This window comes from Maribacter polysiphoniae (assembly GCF_003148665.1).
GTDB classification, from domain to species: Bacteria; Bacteroidota; Bacteroidia; order Flavobacteriales; family Flavobacteriaceae; genus Maribacter_A; species Maribacter_A polysiphoniae.
In genome coordinates this window covers 284,687-307,675 of sequence record NZ_QGGQ01000003.1, presented here as the reverse complement: position 1 = coordinate 307,675, position 22,989 = coordinate 284,687, and the positions used below count along the sequence as shown (strand labels likewise).

Annotated in this window: 23 protein-coding genes; 18 read left to right on the top strand and 5 right to left on the bottom strand. The window is 46.2% G+C overall.

Translation table 11 applies throughout. From position 1 onward, the window contains the following. Position 1: 1 nt before the first annotated feature. Entirely contained in the window at positions 2-796 is a 795-nt protein-coding gene (locus LX92_RS08950; RefSeq protein WP_109649950.1) for a M23 family metallopeptidase, read from the bottom strand. Between the two features lie 103 nt (positions 797-899). On the opposite strand from LX92_RS08950, the gene LX92_RS08945 reads away from it, so the two are divergent. The 18 genes from LX92_RS08945 to LX92_RS08860 all read left to right on the top strand — a co-directional run bounded on the left by LX92_RS08945 (position 900) and on the right by LX92_RS08860 (position 20,624). After that, positions 900-2,111, top strand: a complete 1,212-nt coding sequence (locus LX92_RS08945; RefSeq protein ID WP_109649949.1) for a hypothetical protein — start codon at positions 900-902, stop codon at positions 2,109-2,111. A gap of 119 nt (positions 2,112-2,230) precedes the next feature. After that, positions 2,231-3,043 carry a hypothetical protein gene (locus LX92_RS08940; RefSeq protein ID WP_109649948.1) on the top strand — a complete coding sequence of 271 codons (813 nt, stop codon included), beginning with the start codon at positions 2,231-2,233 and terminating at the stop codon, positions 3,041-3,043. A gap of 239 nt (positions 3,044-3,282) precedes the next feature. Beyond that, positions 3,283-4,575: a toprim domain-containing protein gene (locus LX92_RS08935; protein WP_109649947.1), complete on the top strand. Its 1,293-nt coding sequence runs from the start codon at positions 3,283-3,285 to the stop codon at positions 4,573-4,575. Positions 4,576-4,620: 45 nt separating this feature from the next. Then, a complete protein-coding gene (locus LX92_RS08930; protein WP_109649946.1) occupies positions 4,621-7,086 on the top strand; it encodes a type IV secretory system conjugative DNA transfer family protein in 2,466 nt (821 codons plus the stop codon). After that, positions 7,086-7,484, top strand: coding sequence for a hypothetical protein (locus LX92_RS08925; protein ID WP_109649945.1), 399 nt, complete (start codon positions 7,086-7,088; stop codon positions 7,482-7,484). The genes LX92_RS08930 and LX92_RS08925 overlap by 1 nt, the downstream gene beginning before the upstream one ends. 242 nt (positions 7,485-7,726) lie before the next feature. Next, positions 7,727-8,401 carry a ParA family protein gene (locus LX92_RS08920; RefSeq protein WP_165357353.1) on the top strand — a complete coding sequence of 225 codons (675 nt, stop codon included), beginning with the start codon at positions 7,727-7,729 and terminating at the stop codon, positions 8,399-8,401. 2 nt (positions 8,402-8,403) lie between these two features. Continuing rightward, a complete protein-coding gene (locus tag LX92_RS08915) occupies positions 8,404-8,868 on the top strand; it encodes a hypothetical protein (RefSeq protein ID WP_109649943.1) in 465 nt (154 codons plus the stop codon). 125 nt (positions 8,869-8,993) lie between these two features. Beyond that, on the top strand, positions 8,994-9,221 hold the full coding sequence (locus tag LX92_RS22420; RefSeq protein ID WP_162987837.1) for a hypothetical protein: 228 nt from the start codon (positions 8,994-8,996) through the stop codon (positions 9,219-9,221). Beyond that, positions 9,154-9,510 (top strand): hypothetical protein, encoded by a 357-nt coding sequence (locus tag LX92_RS08905; protein ID WP_109649941.1) that lies wholly within the window; start codon positions 9,154-9,156, stop codon positions 9,508-9,510. The genes LX92_RS22420 and LX92_RS08905 overlap by 68 nt, the downstream gene beginning before the upstream one ends. Positions 9,511-9,512: 2 nt before the next feature. Then, positions 9,513-9,836: a DUF4133 domain-containing protein gene (locus LX92_RS08900; RefSeq protein WP_109649940.1), complete on the top strand. Its 324-nt coding sequence runs from the start codon at positions 9,513-9,515 to the stop codon at positions 9,834-9,836. After that, on the top strand, positions 9,821-12,427 hold the full coding sequence (locus LX92_RS08895) for a TraG family conjugative transposon ATPase (protein WP_109649939.1): 2,607 nt from the start codon (positions 9,821-9,823) through the stop codon (positions 12,425-12,427). Before LX92_RS08900 ends, LX92_RS08895 begins: the two co-directional genes overlap by 16 nt. Then, complete coding sequence (locus tag LX92_RS08890; RefSeq protein WP_109649938.1) at positions 12,424-13,053, top strand: hypothetical protein; 630 nt, start codon at positions 12,424-12,426, stop codon at positions 13,051-13,053. The genes LX92_RS08895 and LX92_RS08890 overlap by 4 nt, the downstream gene beginning before the upstream one ends. 8 nt (positions 13,054-13,061) lie before the next feature. Next, entirely contained in the window at positions 13,062-13,967 is a 906-nt protein-coding gene (locus LX92_RS08885) for a type IV secretion system protein (RefSeq protein WP_165357349.1), read from the top strand. 7 nt (positions 13,968-13,974) lie between these two features. After that, the gene (locus LX92_RS08880) at positions 13,975-14,601 is read left to right on the top strand and encodes a hypothetical protein (protein WP_109649936.1); all 627 of its coding nucleotides are present in this window, start codon (positions 13,975-13,977) and stop codon (positions 14,599-14,601) included. A gap of 64 nt (positions 14,602-14,665) precedes the next feature. Then, positions 14,666-15,634: a conjugative transposon protein TraM gene (traM, locus tag LX92_RS08875; RefSeq protein WP_165357347.1), complete on the top strand. Its 969-nt coding sequence runs from the start codon at positions 14,666-14,668 to the stop codon at positions 15,632-15,634. After that, entirely contained in the window at positions 15,631-16,614 is a 984-nt protein-coding gene (locus LX92_RS08870; protein ID WP_109649934.1) for a DUF4138 domain-containing protein, read from the top strand. Before traM ends, LX92_RS08870 begins: the two co-directional genes overlap by 4 nt. Positions 16,615-16,704: 90 nt before the next feature. After that, positions 16,705-17,256 carry a conjugal transfer protein TraO gene (locus LX92_RS08865; protein ID WP_109649933.1) on the top strand — a complete coding sequence of 184 codons (552 nt, stop codon included), beginning with the start codon at positions 16,705-16,707 and terminating at the stop codon, positions 17,254-17,256. 11 nt (positions 17,257-17,267) lie between these two features. Beyond that, the gene (locus tag LX92_RS08860; protein WP_109649932.1) at positions 17,268-20,624 is read left to right on the top strand and encodes a TraQ conjugal transfer family protein; all 3,357 of its coding nucleotides are present in this window, start codon (positions 17,268-17,270) and stop codon (positions 20,622-20,624) included. Positions 20,625-20,668: 44 nt separating this feature from the next. On the opposite strand, the gene LX92_RS08855 is transcribed toward LX92_RS08860, so the two are convergent. The 4 genes from LX92_RS08855 to LX92_RS08840 form a co-directional block, all read right to left on the bottom strand. Next, the gene (locus tag LX92_RS08855; protein WP_109649931.1) at positions 20,669-21,154 is read right to left on the bottom strand and encodes a hypothetical protein; all 486 of its coding nucleotides are present in this window, start codon (positions 21,152-21,154) and stop codon (positions 20,669-20,671) included. A gap of 279 nt (positions 21,155-21,433) precedes the next feature. After that, positions 21,434-21,910: a phosphatase PAP2 family protein gene (locus tag LX92_RS08850; protein WP_223308334.1), complete on the bottom strand. Its 477-nt coding sequence runs from the start codon at positions 21,908-21,910 to the stop codon at positions 21,434-21,436. A gap of 64 nt (positions 21,911-21,974) precedes the next feature. Next, entirely contained in the window at positions 21,975-22,757 is a 783-nt protein-coding gene (locus tag LX92_RS08845; protein ID WP_109649929.1) for a M90 family metallopeptidase, read from the bottom strand. Positions 22,758-22,772: 15 nt separating this feature from the next. Beyond that, positions 22,773-22,985 (bottom strand): heavy-metal-associated domain-containing protein, encoded by a 213-nt coding sequence (locus LX92_RS08840; RefSeq protein WP_109649928.1) that lies wholly within the window; start codon positions 22,983-22,985, stop codon positions 22,773-22,775. Between the last annotated feature and the right edge of the window lie 4 nt (positions 22,986-22,989).

The following is a 22,989-nucleotide window of genomic DNA, read 5'->3' as shown; positions in this document are numbered from 1 at the left end:
TTCAATCGATTTTTAAATTGGAATACGCCTCATACTTTATATTGAAGGAAGATGCGGGATTTACCCTCTTTCCGTCCTTGATGACCTCGTAGTGCAAATGGGGTCCAGTGGAAATCCCCGTATTCCCAACGGTTCCAATAAAATCATGGGCATCGAGTACTTCCCCGAGTTCGACCGCCACGGATTCCATATGCCCGTACAGGCTACTGAAACCATAGGCATGTGAAATGATGATGTGAAGACCATGACCATTGGGATCATTTTCGATATGGGCCACCCTGCCGGCAGCGGTACAATAGATCGGTGTACCCTTCTCGGCCGCCAGATCGATGCCGAAGTGTTTTTTTGTAACCTGATGGATGGGATGGTGACGGTTACCATAGGAACTTGACAGCACATAGTGTTCCCGGAACAGGGGAACCGCCGAAGGTAGGCTGTCCAAGATTTCCGGGCGCAAGGGCAAAAATGGTTTCAATCGGTCCATTTGTTCGAAATTTTCCAAATCGCGCAATAGGTCATTGAGCCGTTGATAGATCAGGTCTTCCCTTGATGCCTCGGTCACGGGTCGGCTTATTTGCCTTGTTAGGATTCCAAGGTCTTCCGGCTTTTGAGGGTTATCGTAAAAAAATCGATTGGCGGTGATGCAAAGAAAGAACACCCCGACAAAAATCCAGTAACTACTGTTCTGTGGGGTAAAATGACCGTTGTCCCTCGAATTGGTCACGTCGCCCACCTTTCGGGCACATCCCCTTATCCAACCGACTACTGATTTTTTAATGTTCCTCCCAACGCTCATGGATCATAGTTTATTTGTAAAGGTTGTTGCACAAAATTTTGTCAATTGCAAATTTTACTTATATTTGTAGTGATTATTACAAATATATGCAATTTTTACAAATATGAACAACACCTGGAGAAAATTTGATGCAACGCTGGATTTACCGGTCTTACTAGATTATTTTGGATTTGTCCTCCAGCGTAAGACGAATACGTTTATAGGCTACAACATGGGAAAGGAGCATTATATCGTTATCAAGACCGACCTTGGATATCGCTATTACAGGCCAAGCGAACCCCAAACAAAAGGTACCTCCTTTGACTTTATATTGGAACGGCTTTCCCGAACGGATGCGGAAGCAAGAACGGGTCTATGGACCAAAATCGAGGATTTCTATGTGCAACTTGAAAAAAAACCGGAATTCCTTCTAAATAACGCTTCCAAAAATTCTCTTGAACTGGTTGACATCGGTTTCAACCATTTTGAATTGTTTGCCGAGGAGCTTACTTTAAGGCCGAAAAGCATAGCGGGCATAGGTTCCGACATTTTCCAAGATCGCATCTACGAAAATCCGGAAGGCCGATTGTATTTCCCCTATCGAAACCTGGCCAATACCGTCACGGGATATGCCATGGACAAGGATGGGAAGCTTTCCCTGATAGCGGAAAGCGATATTTCCAAATCCGTTTGGTTCAGTAAGGTGCCCGATACCATCAAGCATTTGGTGGTACTCCGCAACCCCATGGAAGCCATGGCCTTTCATCGAAGGTTCCAATTGGAGGATGTGGTCTATCTCACGCTCTCCGACATCAATTACGAGACCTCAAAATTACTGGTGCAGATTTTAAAGCGTACCAAACTGAAAAAAATGGTACTCAGTTTTACCGGTTCCTCCAAAATCGAGGGCTATATCCATGATCTGATGCTTATTTCCTATATCAACGATTCGCGCTTTTTATTCCGGGTGGCCCAAGACCACTTGGCAATCCGGTTCGACCCCGAAGGGCAGAAGCCATTGGCAAAGCTGCACAATGAGGTAATAAAATACAACGGTAGCCTGACAAAGGAATATATCAAATACAATAAGGTTCCTGACCAATCCCTTCTGAACCGGAAGAGTATCGTGCTCACCAGGGAAAAGCAATGGGTATCGTGCCGTATTCCCTTTGAGGTCAACGCACTTCGCTATTTTCTCTGGAGTTATTACCGAAACTATATGGACAGGACCATAGAGATCGTTAAACCCGTACATGCCAATTGGACGTTGGAGTTCGCAGCGAACGGGGTCTACAGTGGAACTGGAATGTTAAAGGCCTTTAAGATGGCCGTATAAATAAAGGGGGCGCTCCCGCCCCCTTCAATCCTTAATTCCGGACATGAAAAATGGAAATGTCATATCCAGAATTACAAAGTTAACAATTGTTTATTAATCCTTAATTTAAAACTTGAAAAATGGAAAAACAAGCAGAGCAGGTTTTCGTAAAAGTGAACCAACGATGGCAACGGGCGACCGTGGTCGGAGAAAAAGACGGAAAGGTATCCGTAATGACCAATGACGGACAGTCGTTCAAACTTCCGAAAAACGAGAAGTACTTTGAACCCATTAAATCCAAAGAGCAGAAATTCGCCTATGGGGATGTAAGGGAACAATTGGAGGGACAGTACATCAGTTATGAAAAACTTTCCCAAAGCGTACGCAACAATCTGACCGAGGGGAAGGAACACTTCCACGAGTCCACCTATATCTCGGAGGGAGAGCTTAAGGAAAGTGCCAAGATGGTGCAGATGGTCTATGACAGGAACCTAGGTTCCAGATTGGATGTCCAGTACCGGAGAAATGAAATGGTAACGCTGGACAAGGCATGGGCCTATAACCATAGTTTCAGTGCCGATGAATACGATCGGATGGCGCACAAAAAGGAATTCGTCCTCTTTCAGGGAAGCACCAACGATGGGGAAGTGTTCCAAAAGCTGGCCTATTACGAACCCAAGGTACGGGACATCCGTACCAAAGCGGCTCTTTCCCCGAACACCTATTTTTATGGGGCAAAGTTGACTGTAAAACAGGCCGACGCGCTCAACAGGGGCCAAGAACTCGAAATGGAGATCAAGAGCAAGGTCCACGGAACCAAACCCTATTTGGTGTCCTATTCCCCGCGTAGGGAAACTTTTATCACCAAAAATATCGATTTGGAAAAAGCCAAAAAGCTTGAGGTAAATCCCGATGAAAAAAAAAAGTCGCGGAGCCGGGGTATAAAGGTTTGACCGGTTGACCCCTCTATGGGCCGTCCGTAATGGACGGCCTACTTTTCATCAAACCATACACAAAAACAAGGCCTCCCGCATTCGCATATCCATATGGAATGCGGCCAACAAATCCCATGTTCATAGGAAAGCCCATAACCCGTCCGTAGGTGGCCAGGCGGGTAGACACTTAATCAAATTATGGCAATACCAACTACCATAAATTAATACATATCAATTGCTTAGTGAATTCTATAGAGATGAAGAACTATTCCGAAAATCCCGGGCACTACAAACGGCTGATCGCCCAGATCGATAGCGAAGTAGATTTTTCCGGATATCTGATCGCACAGGGCTACCAACTGCTCAAGAAAAGTTCGGGCTCACAGGAATACCGAAAGGAGGCGGAACGCATCGTCCTACAGACAAGAAGGAACCCCGTGACCTATTTCAACCGCAACGACTCTTTGGACAAGGGACGATTTTTCAAATATCTGCATAATCGCTCCCCCAATTTTTACGAGGCCATAAAACAGGGACTGGACATTATCCAACGGGATTACCCGGAACCGCCCTCGGTCAAGCTGCAGCAAAAGAATAAAAGGTACGTTGGACTGGAAGAGCGTTATCGTATCGGCCCCCTGACCCGACCGAACTATTTAGCGGAAGTTCGCGGGCTCTCCATAAACACGCTCAAATCCGAAGCCTTCAAGGGCAGGATTTTTAATGCCTTCCATATCAGTGACAGCAACGGCCGTATCGCCAATATCGCCCTTCCCAAGTTCGATGTGGACGGCAAGATCAAGAACTATACCCTTTACAATAGGCCCTATCGGGACAGCAAGGACGGAAAGGTGAAAAAGTTCCGCTTGTTCCTCAACGGGCGTTATCAATACCTTTTCGTTTCAAATCCAAACATCAACGCGGAAAAAATAGTCTGTGTGGAGAGCGGTTTCGATGCCATGGCCTACCATGAACTACACGGTCGCCCAAAAACATTCTATATCTCCATGTCGGGCCATATCGACGGGCGGAAACTGGAACAGTTTCTCCAATGGAATCATAAGGTAGATCCATCCAATACGCTCCCCCTTCATTTGGCCTTCGACCAAGATATCGAAGGGATGCGCTACGACCTCATTGTCCTGGGCCATTGGATCAATCGAAAGTCAAAGGGGGTGTTTATCGAAACGGATTGGAAACGCCCCGTGATGCGCTTGAAATTGAACTATCTCTCCAAATCCGTCGTTGCCATGGAACGGGATACCGACTACATCAATGCACAGATTTCCAGCCCCCCCTACGGAATGCCCTACGGCCTACAAAAGCCCATCTGCTATCGCGACAAGGTGCTCTGGGAACTGGATCTGGAAAAAATTGTTCTTCTTCCCCAACATTCCAGAACCTATTGGAGTCTGGCGGTCGGGGCACTTTCACAATGCTTCGCGCAGGGCATGCTAAAAATGGACAAATCCCCCACCACGAAGGATTGGAACGAGGAACTGATCTCAATAAAAAAAAAGTCCGGTTGTCCGCCAGTGAACCTATGCTGAATACCGCCGTGAAAAGACCAGGGAAACCGCCAAAAAGAAAAGGATATGCACGATAAGAACAAGGGCTATATGGGCATGTACCTTTCCGCCTTCCACTTTGCCATTATTCTATTCGGGGAACAATATGCCCTTTATGTTTACCACTACGGGCATCACGGATTCTTGGACAGTATGTACTCGTTTCTGATTCGTTCCGGACTGCCATCCCAAGGCTTGGTCGCCCGACTGCTCCTGTTGGGCCTTCTGATGGGCGGAATTATGATATACCGTCCGGTTAAAAAGGAGGAGTTGGATCGTCAAAAAAATGTTGCAGGCTTTCTCGTGTCCTTGGCCCTGTTGTTCGTTTCTTGGTGGTGCCATGGTATTTTCGTATTGGGGATGTGGGCCGCTATGGTACTTCTTTCCTTGGCCTACTTGGGATTGATGACCTACGGGATGCGGTTATTCCAGTTCTTGGACTTTATGAACCCGGCTAAAAATGACCCTTTTAACGATACGAAGGAAACCTTCGAGCAGACAGGCAACCGAATCGATACGCCCTATTCCGCCAATATCCCATACACCTATTCCCATCATGGAAAACAACGAAAAGGATGGATCAATTTTGTCAATCTTTTCAGGGCATTGCTGGTCATCGGCACTCCAGGGAGCGGCAAGTCCTTTTCCGTTATCGAGGAAATCATGGCCCAGTTCATCGACAAGAAATTCGCCATGGTCATCTACGATTTTAAGTTCGATACGCTGACCCGTAAAGCTTATGGCTATTTACAGGAAGCCTTAAAAAGGCAAGGTAGCGATTCCAAAATGCCCTTTCCTAAACTGTACCGGATCTGTTTTGACGACCTCCGGATGACCCACCGGAACAACCCCATGGATCCCTATGGCCTGGTCAACCAATCCGATGCCATCGATACGGCCACGACCCTTATGAAAAACCTGAATCCCGAATGGATAAAACGGCAGGACTATTTTTCGCGCAGTGCCATCAGTTATACAGGGGGCTGTATCTGGTACCTCAAGAAAAAATCGGAAGAAACGGGCAAGTATCTCTGTACCCCCGGGCATTTGGCCATTTTGACCACGGTAAAAATCGACATTTTGATGGAGATCATGACCGAGGACGTGGAAGTACGCCAGATATTGGTCCCCTTTCGGGACGCTTTGGAAAAGGAGGCCATGGAACAACTGTCGGGCCAGACCAGTACGGTCCAGATAAGCCTTTCCAGCATTGCGACCAAGGAAATCTTCTATGTGATGTCCGGCAATGACTTCAGTCTGGAGGTGAACGATCCCCGATATCCCAAAATCGTGTCGCTACAGAACAATCCCGAACGGAAGGAAGTCTATTCCGCACCCTTGGGCCTGTACATGAACACCATCCTCAAACGGGTGAACAAACCGGGCAAGCGGCACATGGCATTGCTTATCGACGAGGTACCCACCCTGTTCATCATGTTGTTGCGGACCATAATCGATACCGGGAGGGAAAACAAGATCGCTACCATTTTGGGGCTTCAGAGCGTCGGACAGCTTATCCTGGATTACGGCCGGGAACTGGCCGATGTCATCTATGACAACTGTGCGAACCTTATCTGTGGCGCGGCCAAAGGCGAGACGGCCAAACGGTTGAGCGAGCTTTTCGGAAAGATCCATCAAGAAAAGGTCTCAAAGAACACGAGCAGCTCCGATGTCAGTACCAACCTGAGCACACAGATGATGGAACTCTTGCCCAGAAGCAAGATCGCGTCCATGTCCACTGGGCATTTCGCAGGATTGGTGGCCGACACCTTCGAACATCAGATCAAGGAAAAGAAATGTTATGGCCAGTTGCTCCCCGACATCGAAGGCAAGCGAAGGGCCATGAAGCACAAGTTGCCCGTTGTCAACGATTTCAAGCCGGAGAATTTCGGGGAACTGTTCCAAGCGCAGATGAAGCTCATAGAGGAGCTGGATTTACCGAAGAACGTCTCGGGCCTGTTTACCAAGGAAATCGGGTACATCGAATTTTATGGTACGCGTCTGGAAGAAACGGCCAAAAATGCATTTACCAATGGTACCAAACGCCGAATTTTTAAGGATGTGGTCAAGGAGCTTCGCCTGTTCGATTTTAGGGAGGATATTCTGGAACTGCTGAATACGGGTGCAAGGGGTGCCGATTGGCAAAGGTTATTGGCCCATATTGTGGAGGAATTTTTGGTGCGTACGGAAATGGACCGTGTGGCCCAAGCCGAATTTGACAAGATTATCAATGAAGTGGACAGCCTGGTGAAAGAGGAATATAAGGCAGTTACGGGAAAAGAGCTTGAGAGCGCCATATTTGACGAAAAGAAAATAAATGGTGAAATTGCAAGATCAATCGACAACTCCGAGGCGGCCGTAGAAAAGTTCATGGACGATTTCGGGAAGGAACTTGATGAGTCCCTGTCCCAAAGTTTGGCAGCTTTGCAGGAAGAGACGGAGTATAATTTTGATGAGGAATTTTCCTCGTATCCCATAGAAAATTTTGAATAATGGACATTGAATCGATCATCAATCTGGACTCCAAGGATCTGGGGTATATCGGGGAACGCTTAAAGGAAATACGTCTTGAACTGGTGGAATTGGACGATGTCGAGGACAAAAGGTTCAGTCAGTTTTCGATGACCAACCTAAGCGATTACCTGAACATGGACCGTACAACTTTGGCCAATGTGGAGCGCGGTTCCTCAATGGTCAATTCCATCAAGATCATCCTCTATTTTTACAGTTTGGGCTATAATCCCATTTGGATTTTGTTACCCGATAACGAGTTCGTGCAAAAGCGTAATCTCGGGGAAAATATGGTCTACCAAGAAGGACTTCGCGAGAAATACCTTGAGCTGGAGGAACGGGTTTCAGAGGCCATGAAGGATTTCAAATCGTCCTTGTAAATTTTGCATTCGAAGTAATTTCTTGCCGTTAAAAAGATTTAGGTTCAATATCCCCATTATTGTCCGCAACAATCTACCTGTGCTTTGTTCAATTGCTGTATAGCAATGTCCATGGCATTATACAATCATTGCTATATAGCAACCTATAATGCAATGGATATTCAATGCTATATAGGGATATAGTTTCAAATGTTCATAGTATCATATGGCCATATGATACTATGGTTTTAAAAAGTATATTTATGGAAACAAAAATAATTTCATGTACAGGGGAAAAGGGCGGTTGTGGCAAGACGACCCTGAATATCATCTTGGCCACCAACCTTTTCCACCTGTACGGGAAGAAAGTAGTATTGATCGACATGGACAATCCCCAGTACTCTGTGTACAAAAAGAGGAACCGAGATCTTGGACAGGTAGGTTCGACCGAAATGCCGATATTTCCCGTGGAGCGGGCAACGGTCCAGACCTTGGAACCGTTGATTAAAAAATATTATGGTACCGTGGATTTTATCATCGTCGATTTCCCCGGAAACCTTAACGAGGAAATGGTAAGGGGGCTGCTGTATGTCGAACATATCTTCATTCCCTTTTTCCTTGACGAACTGGAAATCGACAGTACGGCGGTGTTCTACAAAACACTGCAGAAGAACTATCTATGGAACGAAAATCGGGTACTGCGTTCCGTCAACCTGTTCTTCAACCGCTACGAGCTGGTCAAGGTCAATAAGTTCGATGCGGTAAGAAAAACCCTGGCAAAAGCGGGAATGCCGATGATGGAACAGGTCGTCATGGAACGGACCGTATACAGGGAGCGATACCGGAATACCCTAATTCCTATTCCCGCAACAAAAGAGAACGGGGAACTGGGGCTAAAACGATTTATGGAAGAGGTTATGAAAATTTCAAAAAATTAAAAATGGGCAAAAAAGTAAACGTTAAGGACTTGCTGGAATCGGCCATTCTAGAGAATACGGATACCAAGTCAGCCGTCGAGGGACTCAGGGAACAACGGCACGGCACGGTCGGAAAAGTTGGAAAAAGTACGGTCCGGAAAAACGAAAGAAACGATGATTACGTTAAAGATGGTAACACCCATGGGGCCACGGGACGTACATTTCCCTTGGCAAAGTTAAGCCGTAGGGAACAAAAGAAGGTAATGGATTTCGAGACGTTGCTGGAGCAAGACAATTATACCGACAAAAAGGAGCAATTTATCTTTAGATTGAGCAAGACCTGTTTCGAGGACTATGAGCGACTGGCCAGCGCATGCAGCTACAAGTTGGAAAAAAAGGTCTCGCGCAACGATATCATGCGAAAGGCCTTGGAGCTTTACCACCAAGAAAACATTCGGGAACTTCAACGAATTATCGACAAGATTTGAATTGGCAGTGGGAACATATCGTCTATGCCGTCATCGGTATCCTGTGCCTGTTGTGGTACCTATGGGTCTTTGTCATACTTAAAAAATCCAAAAACAAAAAAAATGTTCAGGAAAATGATTCATATATGCAAAAATCACATATATTTGTAAAAAATACATCTTCAAAGGATAAAGATATGGACCAGTTACTCAACCGTGTCGATGAGAATGAAACCAGCTCCGAGCTGTTGGATATTTTCAATGCGTCCGATAAAGATGTTCAGAATGAATCCTTAATTCCAGAACATGAAAAATTCAAGATTATCAAAAATTCCGAGTCCCCTCCGGAACCGGAGGTGGACGACTCCGATTAACGTCTTCCTGACCCTACTCCTTATTGTTGCTTTCCATTCGGCCGGCTTTGCCCAGATCGATGAACTGGTCGATCAGGTCAACGAAGCGGAACAGGGTACGGCACAGATAGGGAACAGTATTTTCCGCATCATCAAGATTGCCGCAGGCGTACTTCTGGCCATCGCGGCACTGGCCTTTCTCATCATCAGGGAACAGAACCAGGACATGGCCCGTAAAGTGGGCAACGCCATTGTTGGGCTGGTCATTTTCTACGGCCTTATCGAGATCGGGGAAAACTTGGCCAACTGATCATGGAAAACAAGATGGTCAAAATTCCAAAGGCCCTGCAAAAGGACGTTTCCTTCCTTGGGCTTCGCGCCAAATATGTGGATCAAGCCTTTAAGGGCTCGTTCCTGTCCCTGATGGTTGGACTGTTCCTCAGTACGGTCATCCCGACCTTTCTTAGCCTTTTGCTTTCCTTCTGTACCGCGGCCCTCTATATCGCACTCATGCTTTTCTATTCAAAGGCGTACGGGGAAAATGGCTTTATCAAGTCCCAAGCGGACAGAAAGGGGCCGGATACCATTAAGGGCCATGTCAACAAAAAAATGTTGGTGCTATGGAAAAAAGATTGAATCTTATGGATGCCTTTCCCATTTATGGTTATGAGGCACCGATCTTGGTATCAAAGGAACGAGGTTGCCTGAGCATTCCGCTGCAATTGGAACTTCCCGAGATCTACACTTTGGATAGTAAGGACTATCTGAACCTGAACCGGATGGTCTCGGGTATCATGGAAATCCTGGGCGAGAACTGTCTTTTGCACAAACAGGACCTCTTCTTCGGGGAAACCTATTCAATGGACCGACAACGGTTGGAACGGGATTTTTTCGAGACCGAGGACGAGCTCTATTTCAAGGACAGGCCTTTTTTGGAGCACCGGTGCTATCTGGCCATCCATAAAGTGCCGAAAAACTATATCGGGCGCACGCCTATCGGGGCCAATTCCTTCTTAAAAAAGGAGCGACGGTTCTATGGCCAAAGCTATGTTCCCGAAGAATACCTCGATGGGGACACAATGGCGGATTTCGAGGCCAGGGTCGGTGCCGTCAACGATCTTATCAACGATTCGGGTCTGATGACCTCGAAAATCCTTGATTCCGAGGGACTTTTCGGTCGAGCGGGCTATTACGATTGTTATCTGGAAGCGGGCTACGGGGAAGGTACGGGCAGGGATATCGACTTTTCCGAACACGGGCTGCGGGTCGGCGACAAACAAGGGCAATACTTCACTTTGGAAAATCTGGACCAGTTCTCCAAGGAGGATATGGCCTTTCATGAGTATTTTGGAAAATATAGTGCCGGGGACAACCTGTTCCCTATAGGGAACCTGTTTTCCTTGGGTTTTCGGATTCCGCAGGAGCATATTATCAACCAATATATCTATATCCCCGAAAAGGAGAAGGCCATGGCCAAACTTAGGTCGAAGGCGAAACGTCTGGACAAATATGCCCGAAACCGCAAGGGGGACAAGAACAGCACCTACCGGGACCAAATCTATGATTTCCAGCAGCATATCCTGAACGAGCATAAGGAACTGGTCTATTATCACTTGAACGTATTGGGCCTTTCCAATTCCAAAAAGTCCTTTAGGTCGATGTGCAATTCCGTCCGGTCGGCTTTTCGGAAGTTGGGCATCCATGCCACGGAAAATAACGTGGACCGAAAAAACCTCTTTTTCGGGGGTATCCTTGGCAACGGCATCGGACTGAGCATGGAACTCTTCAGTCCCTTTTCCTCGGAGATGGCGGCCAGCCTTTGGTATTTTGAAGGGGGCTATCGAAACAGGATGCACGGCCCCCACGGCCTACGCATGGTCGATAGGGCCACGGGTAAACCTTTATTGGTAAGTCTCTACCGTGATCCCGAGGCAAAGGACTGGATCTTTAACCGGGGCATGCTCATCGCCTCGGGATCCGGTGGCGGAAAGACCTTTTATGCCAATGCCTATCTGTTCTCCGAATATCGCGAGGGAGCGGAAATCCTCATTCTTGAGAACGGGAATTCCTATGACAAGTTGCTGGACCATCTGGACGGCGTCGTCATAGAGAACGACGACCAAAAGCCCTTTACGTTCAACCCCTTTATGCTGGATTCAGGGGATATGGTAGAAAAGGACGGCCAAAAGATGCTTACCGAGCACAAGCTGACCCAGCTTATCGCATTGGTTTATCTTCTATTGGGGCGAAAGGATACTACAACGGACGACGGTCATGACAGTGCCGTAATCCAGACCATTATCGAATTGTTGGTACAGGGATATTATAGGGACCAGTTCCTTAAGGATAATCCCGATAACTCCTTCAATTCTTTTTATGGGTATTCGGAAAGGCATTTGGAGCGGCTTATGGATTCCAAGGGCATACGAAAGGAAGTCTTCGACCCCAATCTGTTTTTACTGCTCTTGGGCAAATATGCCCAAGATGGCCCCAGGGCATACCTGTTGAACAGCAGGGACAAAAGGATAGCCCAATTGGGTCGTGAAAGGTTGGTATACTTCAAACTTGAAAACCTGATCGAAAACGAGCAGCTCTTTCCGATCCTGGCGTTCCTGATGATCGATGTGTTCGACAAAAAACTGAAGGATCCCAAAAAACTTTCCCTAAACAAAATATTGGTCGTTGACGAGGCGTGGAACCTGTTCGACAATCCGATTATGGCCAATTATTTTGACGCCAAGTCCAGAATGGCCCGGAAATATGGGGGCCAACCCATTTTTATCTCACAGAAGGTAAGCGACTTTGTCAAATCCAAGTACATCGGCAATACCATCGTGGTCAACAGCCATATCAAAGTGTTGCTGGACCTCGGCGAATTCGGCAATTCCTTTGGGGAGATCCAACGGTTATTGGGCCTGAACGAGAAACAGAAGCAACTGATCCTTTCCATCAACAAAGATTTGCCCATGGGCCGAAAGCTAAGGGAAATGGCCATTTGTTGGAAGGACCGCGTCAAGGTGTTCGGATTGGAGACCTCGTTGCCGACCAAATGCCTGTTCGAGACCAACCCCAACGAAAAAGCAAAGATCAACCGTCTCCACGAAAAACACGGTCGTGTTTGGCAAAGAACGGCCAACGCCTACAAACAGCTGCAGAACGAACTGGCGGAATCCGGTTTTGGGAATTTGAGCGGCAGCGACATTAACCCTAAAAATAGAAAACGATGAAGTACTTAAAACCAAAACTTGTATGCCTAAGAATTTTAATCGGGCTACTCCCTTATTTCGGGGCCGCCCAGATTCCGGTGACCGATGTAGCGGCCAACGCCCAACTGGTCATCCTCAATCAAAATGTGGCCACGCTGAATTCGCAACTGGTCACCTTGAACTCGACCATGGGCAAGCTTTTGGCACAAATGGAACGGAACGTTACCGCCAATTCCAGTGCCTCCAAAATCCTTAGCCAAGACCTTACGGCAAAAAGGACTCCTGCCAGCTATGTCATGGGAAGTCCCGAAATGACCGAACTCTATGACCTGAAGGACAAAATTGTGGAAGCCTATAAGGGCACGCAGAAAAACCTGCGTTCGTTCGCCAATCTGGAAAAGGTGGAAAAGGAAAGGGCGACCGAAGCGTTGGCCGATGCCCTCGTGCAGGTTACGTCTTTGGTCTCACAAGGATCGCATATCGCCTCCACGGGCGAGATCATCGAATCGGCCGATAGACTTTCTGCCTTACGGTCGATCTTGGACAGAATGGACAGCGTGCTGGAAACCATCATAAAGGTCAACACCTCCCTTTTACAGAAAAACGAACACCGAAAAGCGGTCTATTCCTTGATCAAGACCAATTGATGTACGTTATGCAATCGGATACAGGTTTTAGGGTAACGGTCAACACGATATTCGACCAATATATCGATGATGCCTTTGCGAATTTGGGGCCCACCTTGGGCATTGGTTTTCAAATGGCAAAGATCGGGTTGGGCATTTTCGCCATCATGCATTTTGTGGGCAATGATCGCGCCGATGTGTTCAAGGCCCTAAAGTGGTTTCCGTTGATGTTCATCCTTTTCAACTACTCGGAGTTTGCACACGCCATCTTTGAATTTTACAACAACCTTGGTTCCTCGTTTGTCAGCACCCAAAAGAACTGGGATACCATCGGGCAAAAGGTGGCCTTGGCGCAAATCGACGTGGCGGCCAATAATGCAGTGGAATGGAACATGTTCAGTTTGGATATCGATGCGTTGCAATCCTTTGCACTTACCGGTTTGGCAGGTTCCATAACGGCCTTTGCCCATATCATCTCCACGTTGATTTTCGTGGGCATCAAGGCATTGGCCACCATCTACCTGTTCATCCTTATCATTTTCGGGCCGATCAATATCGGGCTTTCGTTCATTCCCGCCATTTCCGGCCTTTGGAAAGCCTGGTTGCAAAAGTTCATGAGCCTCTGCCTATGGCTTCCCATGTTATATGTAGTGGATATGTTCATGGTCAACCTTGTCGACGCACTCGTGGACCATTTGTTGCGTAACAGCGCCTACGACCTCGGGTTGATACTGAGTTCCTCACTCCTGATTCTAATGACTTCCTTCTTCTATATCAAGGCCCCTACACTGGCCAACTTTGTAGTGCAAGGACTCAACATATCGGGCGGCGGGATCGTCTCCAAGCCCAAGCATTACGGCAAAAAAGCAATACAAACGGTCATCGATGCAAAGAGCGGCGGGGCCACAAAAGCGGTTAGGACACTTACACAATAACAAGGTTATGAAGGGAAAATACGAGATATTCAATGATATCGCCCAAAGTAGAAGGCACAACAACAGGCTCGTCTATAGCTGCTTGGTCTTGATGATAGCGGTCTTCGCGATCGCTATCTATTTCGTAGTATCGGCCCATGAGCGTGCCAACAATAACGCCTATGTGCTGCATGGTGGGCAACGCCTCCCCATGGTACCGATCAGGGATGCCAAGGAAAACCTCGAAATCCTTTGCGAAGGTCATGTCCAAAACTTTCATGAGCTGTTTTTTTCCTTGGAACCCGATCTGAACCTGATCAAAAGAAACATAGAGGAAAAAGCCTTGTTCATGGTCGATTGGTCAGGCAACCGTTTATATGCCCGTTTGGTCGAAAAAAAATACTTCCATGATGTGGTAATGCGTGACTATCACTACTTTGTGGAACTTGATTCGATTCAAATCGACTATGCAACCTATCCGTTTCCGTTTACTTTTTACGGCAAACAGGCCATAGAAAAAGGCAAATCCACAACGTATAGGAACTTGGTCACTAAGGGGCACCTGAAAAAAGCGGGCATTACCCCGAACAACCTGAACGGAATCAAGATTATCGACTTTGAGGTCGTGGACAATTCCGATCTCGAGCGTAGGTAACATGAAATTCAGTGGCAACATAAAGCGTTTGAAGCGATGGGTCGTAAGGCACAGAAATTTTGCTATGGCCCTACCTTTTATTCTGGTACTGACCAGTTTTTTTGTCATTGAGAACGTCAAGGATTTCCAAATGGGGTTCGGCAACACTACCGATCCCACGAATGGCTTCAATCCAGAACTTCCCGGCAAGGTTCCGACCTTGGAATCCGAAGCTATCGCCGAGCCTTGGAAATTAAAGGACTCAACAGAAAAGAAAAAGGCAGGGAAATCTTCGTCCTTACCGGACATGACCCAAATGAATGATTCGCAAAACGATTCGCTCCAAAGAATCTTGAAGCGATTGGAAGGGCTATCCTTGGATACTAAACCACAGAAAGTGGTGCAGGCCAACCTTCCAGATAGGAAGAAAACCGCAGAAAGGGAAAAGAAGAGCGCGATGACCGCTGAAGAGCAGAAGCAAAAATTCGTGGAGAACCGCTTGGCCTACCGTGAAATGCTGCTGGAGGGAAAAAGGAAAATAGTCGGGGAATCCTTGAGCGGAAACCGCAAGCCTCAACGGGAACGGATGCCCGTTACCAAAAAGCCGATTTTCTTTAGGGCAACGGTATATGGCGACCAGTTCATCTTGCCCAATGAGAACGTAAGGCTTCTACTCATGGAAGATATGGTCCTTAGCGAAAAACGATTTCCGAAGAATACCTTCATCTACGCTATGGCTTCGATACAGGGAAACAGGGTGTATTTGGATATAGACAATATCGAGCACCATCCGGTCGATATCTCCGTCAGGGACTTCAACGATGGCAGGGAAGGAATCTACAACAAAAGGGCCGGGGAACTCTGGAGGGAGTACAAGGCCGAAATGGGAGGCGATGCACTGCGAGGGGCCACCGACGAAATCACCAGCGGCGCACCGAATGTTTTAAAAGGCATCGCCCAAGGGTTGGGGACTTTCCTTCGAAAAAAAAGGTTACGGGAAAAAGAAAAAATCCTATTGATGGATGATTATGAACTCTTATTGGCAACACAATGAAAATAAAAGCTGTACTTACAATAATTGGGCTATCGGGTTCCCTATCGGTTATGGCGAAAATGGACACCATTCCGGTTTCAAGGAACTATAAGACCATTCTGGTACTGCCCGCCCCTTATGATTTTTCCATCAATGGGAAGGAGCTGAATTTTTTGGAGTCCTTCCCGACGAAAAGTGCTTCCGCAACCTCAGAGCGTATCGTTTTGCTTATCTATAACGATGTGGCGCCCGACACCTCCGATTTTACGAACTATACCATTTATACCCGTGACGGTCGTGCCTATGATTTTATCCTGCAACTTGTGGACATCCCCGCCAAGAAGCGATGGACCATAACCACCGACATGGTCGATAACCTCGTAGAGCTATCCCATAAAAAAAGTGCTACTGAATTGGATGAATCCGACTTTGCCTCACATCCTGACATAAAGGACACTTTAGCAACTACCAAAACAGTTGGGGAAAAATTGGAGATTAAGCTCGAAAAGGAAATCGATGGGGAACCCTTGCCGCTTACCCAGGAATTGTATGTCTTGGATAGAATGGAATATATACGGCGGAGATGTTATTACAACCAGTTCAACAAGGGCAAGATCATCCGATATTTTTCCAAATACGATGATGTATTTCTCTGGCTGGAGAACGTGTACTATGAGAATAACGAAATATACCTACAGTTTCGCTTGGAGAACAAGGAACATATAGACTATGACGTCAATTTTATAAAGTTCAGCATCGCCACCAACTACAAGAATAGTTCGAGCAATGTCAAGACGGAACACAAACCCTTGTTCAGGTACAAAGTTCCCAAAAAAGTCGAGGGGAATTCCGAGAACTATTTCATGGTGGTCTTCGATAAGTTTACCCTTGACCGGAGAAAGTCCCTCATGGTGAATCTAGATGAGGAAAAGGGCAATCGAAACCTATCCTTGGATATAGACCAACTTGTCATCAATAACCCATCAAGATTTAAATTATGAAAGGCCATAATGCGCATTTATAAGATAATGACCAACTCCAATAGATATAATAAAAAAACTGTCATCACTGGTTGGCTAAATTTTAAATAGATGAGAACAAAGTTATTTTTCATTACGGTACTGTTTTGTCTTGCGGGTTCAGCCGTTTCAGGCCAAATGCGGGGCAACCTTGCTTCTTCGGTCGGCGTGAGCGGTGGCTATGTCGAGGATGGTTATGGTATTATGGGAACGTTCAATTTTCATCCCAATCGGTTCCAATATTTTCAGATAAGTGTTTTGGCCGCAATTGCCGAGGACAAGGGTGCCCAAAATATTCCGTACAATATTTTCACTATCCAGCCGGGGCTGTATTATCGTGTATTTATGGCCCCTCGAAGAAAAAATTTTAGTCTCTTCCTCGGTGGAGGTGGGCTGTTCGGATACGAGGTCATCAACAACGGGAGCAATGAACTGCCCACCGGTGCGCTTATCAATGGCAAAAGCCAATTTATTTACGGCCTATATCTCGGTGCTGAAATGGAAATAGGCTTGAGCAATGATTTTTCGCTATTGGTCAAGGCCAACGAATACTACCATGTCAATTCGGACGTGGGAAATTTTTATCCGTATGTCGGCGTCGGCCTACGGTATTTTTTGTTTTAAAAAGCGACGTTATGAAATTCAATACCCCACAACGCATAGTCGCCATAGGTTCGCTATGCATGATATTTATAATTGCCTGTAGCAAGGACTTTGAAGGAATAGTCCAGGATTCCTTTGATTTTACCTTTGATGGTAACAACGAGGAAAACGGTTTTGTATTTGAAACTGCAAGAACGGATTTCAGCTTGGAACCAGAGCGGATGGTCTCCACCGTTTCCTATTTCATGAAATATAATATCCTTGACGGAAAAGGCTATTATTTAGGTACGGAAAACGATACCATCCGCGAAAATGACACCATTTTGGTCAAGGACTTTGACCTATCCTACCGGTATATGCCCATCGATACGGGTATTCACAAAGTCAAGGTATTGGCCTGGGATTCAAACCAATTGCAAAAGGAGTTGGAGTTGGCCTACAATGTCAAGTACGCCAGTTTCAGCTTTCTCTTGGGAAAGGGTACCGAGGATTTCATTATCAATAGTCGGAATCCCGTAAATGTAACCTTGCTACGGGACAAGAACACGGTAGCTCCGAATGGGGAATCGACCGAGGAATTTGAGATCACCTACCAACTGGAAGATGGTTCGGGCAAGCTTCATTTGGACGATGTTACCTACGATGCTGGAAACCCCTTTAAGTTGCCCAAGGGCGTTACCGAATTTGGCTACTTACCAGAAACCTTGGGCGAGCACAAATTGACCATGGTTGCCAAGGCTCCCGATGGGGCATCCCTGACGAACGAGTTGCTGCTGACGGTCGGAAATGTTAATTTCACGTTCAGGGCAACCGCGGCATCCTCACAGGTGGAGCTGGACACCAACCTGGCAATCAATATCGATTTGCAGACACAGGACGAGGAAAGCGAAGTTACCTATGATATTAGCCATTCCTTTTCTTCCGATAGCCAAGGCGCGGGAACCGTACGGGACCAGAATGGCGGGGTCATGGACCCCGGGACTTTTCGCGGCATTGATCCCGGGAATTATAACTATACTTTTGAGGACGATGAATTGGGGCAGCGCAAAATCTATTTTGATATACGAGACAGCAATGGCCAGAGGAAAAGGGACAGTGTCGAGATCGAGATTGCCAACATTCCCTTCACGTTTAGTGGAAATTCGGAAAGCAACCAGGTATTCGTAAACCAACGGACACAGCTTAATTTCAACATTAAATCGAACGGTAACACATCCAATATCGATTATTTCCTGACCTATGACCTAGAAGAAGGAAACGGAAGGGTTACTGGGGTCAATGGAAATACGATCCGGAACAATACTGACTATCCGGTCGACTTGGGTAATTTCCCATTGTTTTATACGCCGGAAACCTTGGGCCCGCATCGCATCAATTTTCTCGTTACGGACAATTACGGGCAAGCGGTCGGACCTGTGGAGATCGATCTGGATGCCAATCCCCTTGAACTGGAATTCAATGCCTCGGCCAATAGTAACGAGGTATTGGTAGGCCAGCGTGGTACGATTTCATTGAGCCTTATCGAACAAGGGGATTACGATGGGGTTTCCTATGAACTGAATTACTTTATTTCAGGTGGCGGCGCACAATTGTACAATGGAAATTCGCCAATAATCCCTAGCCAATATTTTTCGGTAAGTCCGGGAAGCTTTGCGTATGATTTCGTTGGGGACCAGGCAGGAACCTACGAAATAACCTTTTTGCTTCGTGACAGCAACGGTCAGATTCTTGAAGATAAGGTTACCGTTGTCGTTGGCAACAACGACTTTACGGTCAATATGACCCCGTCCAAGGCTACTGAGTTTTCCAACATTCCGGTGGGTATGATTGTGGATATCGACGAAGTTCCCGACGGAGCGAACGACAGTTACACGGCTTTCTTTTCCTCTAGTCAAAACGGGTCGATGTCCATTAATGGTATAACTTACGGTCCGGGGGAACAATTTCCTTTGGGTGCCGGGGTCAACAATATTTCCTATACCGGATCGGAACCCGGACAGCATACTATCGTTCTCAGTGTCGAATCGGGATCGGACGTTACGCGAACGGCCAACACTACCATCACTTTTGACCAGGTCGATTTTACCTTTACCGGGGGCACCCAAAAATCGGACATAACCGTAGGGGAAACCACTGGCCTCAATTTTAATATTTCGGAAAGTGTCGGATCTTCGGATTACACCATGCGTTTCAGTATGAACGGCAATGCGCTTATCAGGGACAACAACGGTATAGAGGTAAGCCCCGGGAACAGTTACAATGTCAATACGGGCAACTTTAACTGGACGCTCGAAGGTACCAATGAAAGTACCGTTCGAATGGCTTTCACGGTCCGAAACGATACCGGATTGGAGAAAACCGTGGATATTACGGTAAACGTGGCGGCCAAGGATTACACCTTTACCGCATCGGGCACCTTGCAGCAGGCCTATACGGGGGAACAGGTGGATGTTAACTTCAATATTTCCGAAATTGGAATCGGGGGAGATACCTACGAGATGTATTTTTCGGCAAACGGCAACAATGGTTCTTTTGAATATGAGGGCACTAGCTACTCCGCTGGGGAAAGCTTTGATGTACCTGTGGGGGCATTCGCGGGAAAGTATGCCGGAACGACCGAGGGCAGCCATAACATCACTTTCACGGTGCGGTCATCATCGGATGTGGAGAAAACGGCCAGTGTCAATATCAACTACGAAGTATATGAAGAACCGTTCGAGTTGACCATTAGTCAGGCCCCTGGGGAACGCTTGGAAGAAGAACCTTTTAACATCACAGTCATTACCAATGCCATTGGCACTCATGATCCGGCCGTGACCTATCAAATGACATTTTCTTTCAATGGAAACCGTGTCGGTTATTTCTTTTATGGTGGAAATAGATATGATGAGGGGGAAACAATTCCATTGAACTATGGGAGTACCAACCTTACTTTCTATCCTGAAACCTCAAATACGTTTACCATTGATTTTGAGGTGGAGAACTCAACGGGGCATTCCAAAAGCGGAAGCACATTTGTTGACACCTTAGGAAGGCCCATGGCATTGGTCAAAGGGGAAAAGCACAATGTCAGTTGTGGTGGATTGAACGGCTGCGATTATCAAGTCAGGATCTATACCTGTTTTGATATCGGGTGTTCGGAGGCCTATGGCGGAGCTACCTTGGACCAGGTAGAAATCAGGATATTCAACCGGAGTACCAACCGATGGGATACCCGATTGTTCAATTACAACGAAGCCACGGGCAGTGGAGTGGATAGGTATTTCATGTTGGAAGAGGAACCCCGAGAAAGCCGTTTGAAATATCTTGATCAGGACTTTGAGGTCAGGGTAAGGGATACCAATGGCCAATGGAGTGATAAAGTGACGGGGAGAGTGGTCAGAGTTTGAGGCTCAAGAGCACTTTTAATGCAGTAAGCTAAACATAACTAAAACTAGCTTCTCTTGAAAGAATAGGTAATCACTACATCCTGATCATCCAGAAAATCCTCTTGGTCGACTACCAATCGGTTTTGGCTAAACTCCACGATAATCCAATCGTTACGATTATCAAATCGTATGATCCGGTTGTCAATTAGTTCGTAACTATCGTCCTCGACATTTTGAAATGCGGGTACTTCCCCACAGGACAGTCCGTTCTCATTAATGGAAAAAGCACCTTTTTCTTCAGCTCCCCGAGAGCTGAAGAAAGTGAGATTATCCTTTAAGCATTGGCGTATTTCGTTTGTGTTGAACAGGTCTACATTGACCGTGCCGTCGCCATTGATGTCCACGGCTGTATTGGAATCAATCGACTCATATTCCCATTGTCCCAACAAAGCTTGGCTCCTATCCGATTCCGTAACACTGTCGTCGTCGCTATTGCACGAAAAAAATAGCATCATCGGGAATGCAAGAATGATGAAAATATTTGGTTTCATGGGAATTGGCCTTGGGTTATTACAAATATATCAATAAGGATTACACATTTTAAACAAGAATTTTCAAAATTAATTGTGCGTAGGCAAGATAAATGCATGGAGCGCTTTTTCTGCGCCTCCATGCTTTTATGCGCGGTGCCGAGGATGTTTAAAAACCGTAGCCGGAAAGACGACCGAATGCGGGCCAGCGAAGCGTGCCCGCTCGGTCAGGATTGGAGGTGGAGGGTTTTCAACTTCCGCAGGCACGGGGGAGAGCAGTATGAAAATGCTCGCCAAATTTCAAAAACTAAATAGCACCCCAAAAGTTGTGTATCCTTCTAGTTGAACCGTAGTAAATTCAGTTTTTACCCTTTCGGTTTTTTTCCAGCCCAAACCATCGTTCGTATCGATTTTTTTGATTCGTCGGTTGGCCGCCGCCTTGCCCACTACATAACCGATAAAAAGACCCAAGGGATAGTCCGAGGCCCAATGCACCTTACTGCTCATCATTTCGAAGGCCATGATACCCATTAAAGTATAGCACACGGGCTTGATCCATTTGATTTCTGGATAGTTACTGGCAATGACGGTAATCGTGGCCATAAAAGTGGCTACATGCCCAGAGGGCATGGCATCGTAGTTCGACGTTCTTGTTTGATATTCCTTGATGCTTGGGAAGAGTGTCCAATGCCCGCCGGGATTGCCACTATCGATGGCGGGGCCTGGACTCTGCCTTCCGGTTATCCTCTTGATGGTCTGTGTGATGACGCACATCATACGTGCCATTTACAGCATCCATACCTTATTTTTTAGTGGACCTTAACTATACTATTTTTTGTAGTTACTTTTTTAAAAGTGCTGGTTCCTGCCTAAAGCATTCCACCAGCATTTTGTAGAGTTCTGGATGTTTTCTCTTAAATAAATCGGGACGTTCAAAAAAGTACTCGGCAGCTACGGCAAAAAACTCCGCTTCATTGGTTCCACCATAATTTCTGATATCTGATTTATTGGCATTGATAACTTCCATTTCCGTATGGATCAACTTTAACCACGGGATGGTATATTGATGCTCCAACAACCTTTCTGGGATTCCATCCGTGAAATCATCCAATTTATCAATAAGATGTACAAATTCGTGTATGCCCGTATTGTTTTTATCGCTTTGGTTCTTGAAGCCATGGTAGAGGGCTTTCTTCGATAATATCATTTGCTTTTCAAAACGTCCATTCCCCACAATTCCGCCGATATTACGCGACTTATCTTTGCTGCTAAATTGCATATCCTCATTGAAGTTATCAGGATACAATAGGATTCCGCTTAAATTGGTATAGTGCCATTCCTCAAAACCAAAAACAGGAATTACAGCACTCGCCGCAATTAAAATCTTGTCGAGCTCATGCAATTCCAATTGTACCCCATCAATATAGACTTCACTTAAAAATTGCATCATTCGTTGCTGAAATGCTGCTTGCCTTTCCTTTGAAAGGTTACGATAGTAGAGTACATTATCCAACAACAATCCATGCCAATGCTCTGGGAAAGGCTGCACCTTTTGTCGTTTTGCTTTTTTATAAAAATGAACAACCAAAAGAAGAATGACACCTAAGAGGATAACGTAACCCATAATAATTTAAAGGTATTACTCTACGGACTCGGCCTTAAATCCTACTTTTTGCAAAGTAGCTTTTACATCTTCTTCGGAAGCACCATCGCTTTCTATGGTCAATATTTTATCAGGATTAGCGGTATCCACTTCCCAATTTTCAACGCCTTCTTGTTTGTTCAAAAAGGGGGTTACTTTAGAGACGCAACCACCACAATTGATATTTGTTTTAAATTTCAAAATTTCCATCGTA

What these genes read in the sequence shown, in the direction of transcription:
- LX92_RS08950 (WP_109649950.1), bottom strand. Translation starts at nt 796, where the DNA reads ATGAGCGTTGGGAGGAACATTAAAAAATCAGTAGTCGGTTGGATAAGG.
- LX92_RS08945 (WP_109649949.1), top strand. Translation starts at nt 900, where the DNA reads ATGAACAACACCTGGAGAAAATTTGATGCAACGCTGGATTTACCGGTC.
- LX92_RS08940 (WP_109649948.1), top strand. Translation starts at nt 2,231, where the DNA reads ATGGAAAAACAAGCAGAGCAGGTTTTCGTAAAAGTGAACCAACGATGG.
- LX92_RS08935 (WP_109649947.1), top strand. Translation starts at nt 3,283, where the DNA reads ATGAAGAACTATTCCGAAAATCCCGGGCACTACAAACGGCTGATCGCC.
- LX92_RS08930 (WP_109649946.1), top strand. Translation starts at nt 4,621, where the DNA reads ATGCACGATAAGAACAAGGGCTATATGGGCATGTACCTTTCCGCCTTC.
- LX92_RS08925 (WP_109649945.1), top strand. Translation starts at nt 7,086, where the DNA reads ATGGACATTGAATCGATCATCAATCTGGACTCCAAGGATCTGGGGTAT.
- LX92_RS08920 (WP_165357353.1), top strand. Translation starts at nt 7,727, where the DNA reads ATGGAAACAAAAATAATTTCATGTACAGGGGAAAAGGGCGGTTGTGGC.
- LX92_RS08915 (WP_109649943.1), top strand. Translation starts at nt 8,404, where the DNA reads ATGGGCAAAAAAGTAAACGTTAAGGACTTGCTGGAATCGGCCATTCTA.
- LX92_RS22420 (WP_162987837.1), top strand. Translation starts at nt 8,994, where the DNA reads ATGCAAAAATCACATATATTTGTAAAAAATACATCTTCAAAGGATAAA.
- LX92_RS08905 (WP_109649941.1), top strand. Translation starts at nt 9,154, where the DNA reads ATGAAAAATTCAAGATTATCAAAAATTCCGAGTCCCCTCCGGAACCGG.
- LX92_RS08900 (WP_109649940.1), top strand. Translation starts at nt 9,513, where the DNA reads ATGGAAAACAAGATGGTCAAAATTCCAAAGGCCCTGCAAAAGGACGTT.
- LX92_RS08895 (WP_109649939.1), top strand. Translation starts at nt 9,821, where the DNA reads ATGGAAAAAAGATTGAATCTTATGGATGCCTTTCCCATTTATGGTTAT.
- LX92_RS08890 (WP_109649938.1), top strand. Translation starts at nt 12,424, where the DNA reads ATGAAGTACTTAAAACCAAAACTTGTATGCCTAAGAATTTTAATCGGG.
- LX92_RS08885 (WP_165357349.1), top strand. Translation starts at nt 13,062, where the DNA reads ATGCAATCGGATACAGGTTTTAGGGTAACGGTCAACACGATATTCGAC.
- LX92_RS08880 (WP_109649936.1), top strand. Translation starts at nt 13,975, where the DNA reads ATGAAGGGAAAATACGAGATATTCAATGATATCGCCCAAAGTAGAAGG.
- traM (WP_165357347.1), top strand. Translation starts at nt 14,666, where the DNA reads ATGGCCCTACCTTTTATTCTGGTACTGACCAGTTTTTTTGTCATTGAG.
- LX92_RS08870 (WP_109649934.1), top strand. Translation starts at nt 15,631, where the DNA reads ATGAAAATAAAAGCTGTACTTACAATAATTGGGCTATCGGGTTCCCTA.
- LX92_RS08865 (WP_109649933.1), top strand. Translation starts at nt 16,705, where the DNA reads ATGAGAACAAAGTTATTTTTCATTACGGTACTGTTTTGTCTTGCGGGT.
- LX92_RS08860 (WP_109649932.1), top strand. Translation starts at nt 17,268, where the DNA reads ATGAAATTCAATACCCCACAACGCATAGTCGCCATAGGTTCGCTATGC.
- LX92_RS08855 (WP_109649931.1), bottom strand. Translation starts at nt 21,154, where the DNA reads ATGAAACCAAATATTTTCATCATTCTTGCATTCCCGATGATGCTATTT.
- LX92_RS08850 (WP_223308334.1), bottom strand. Translation starts at nt 21,910, where the DNA reads ATGATGTGCGTCATCACACAGACCATCAAGAGGATAACCGGAAGGCAG.
- LX92_RS08845 (WP_109649929.1), bottom strand. Translation starts at nt 22,757, where the DNA reads ATGGGTTACGTTATCCTCTTAGGTGTCATTCTTCTTTTGGTTGTTCAT.
- LX92_RS08840 (WP_109649928.1), bottom strand. Translation starts at nt 22,985, where the DNA reads ATGGAAATTTTGAAATTTAAAACAAATATCAATTGTGGTGGTTGCGTC.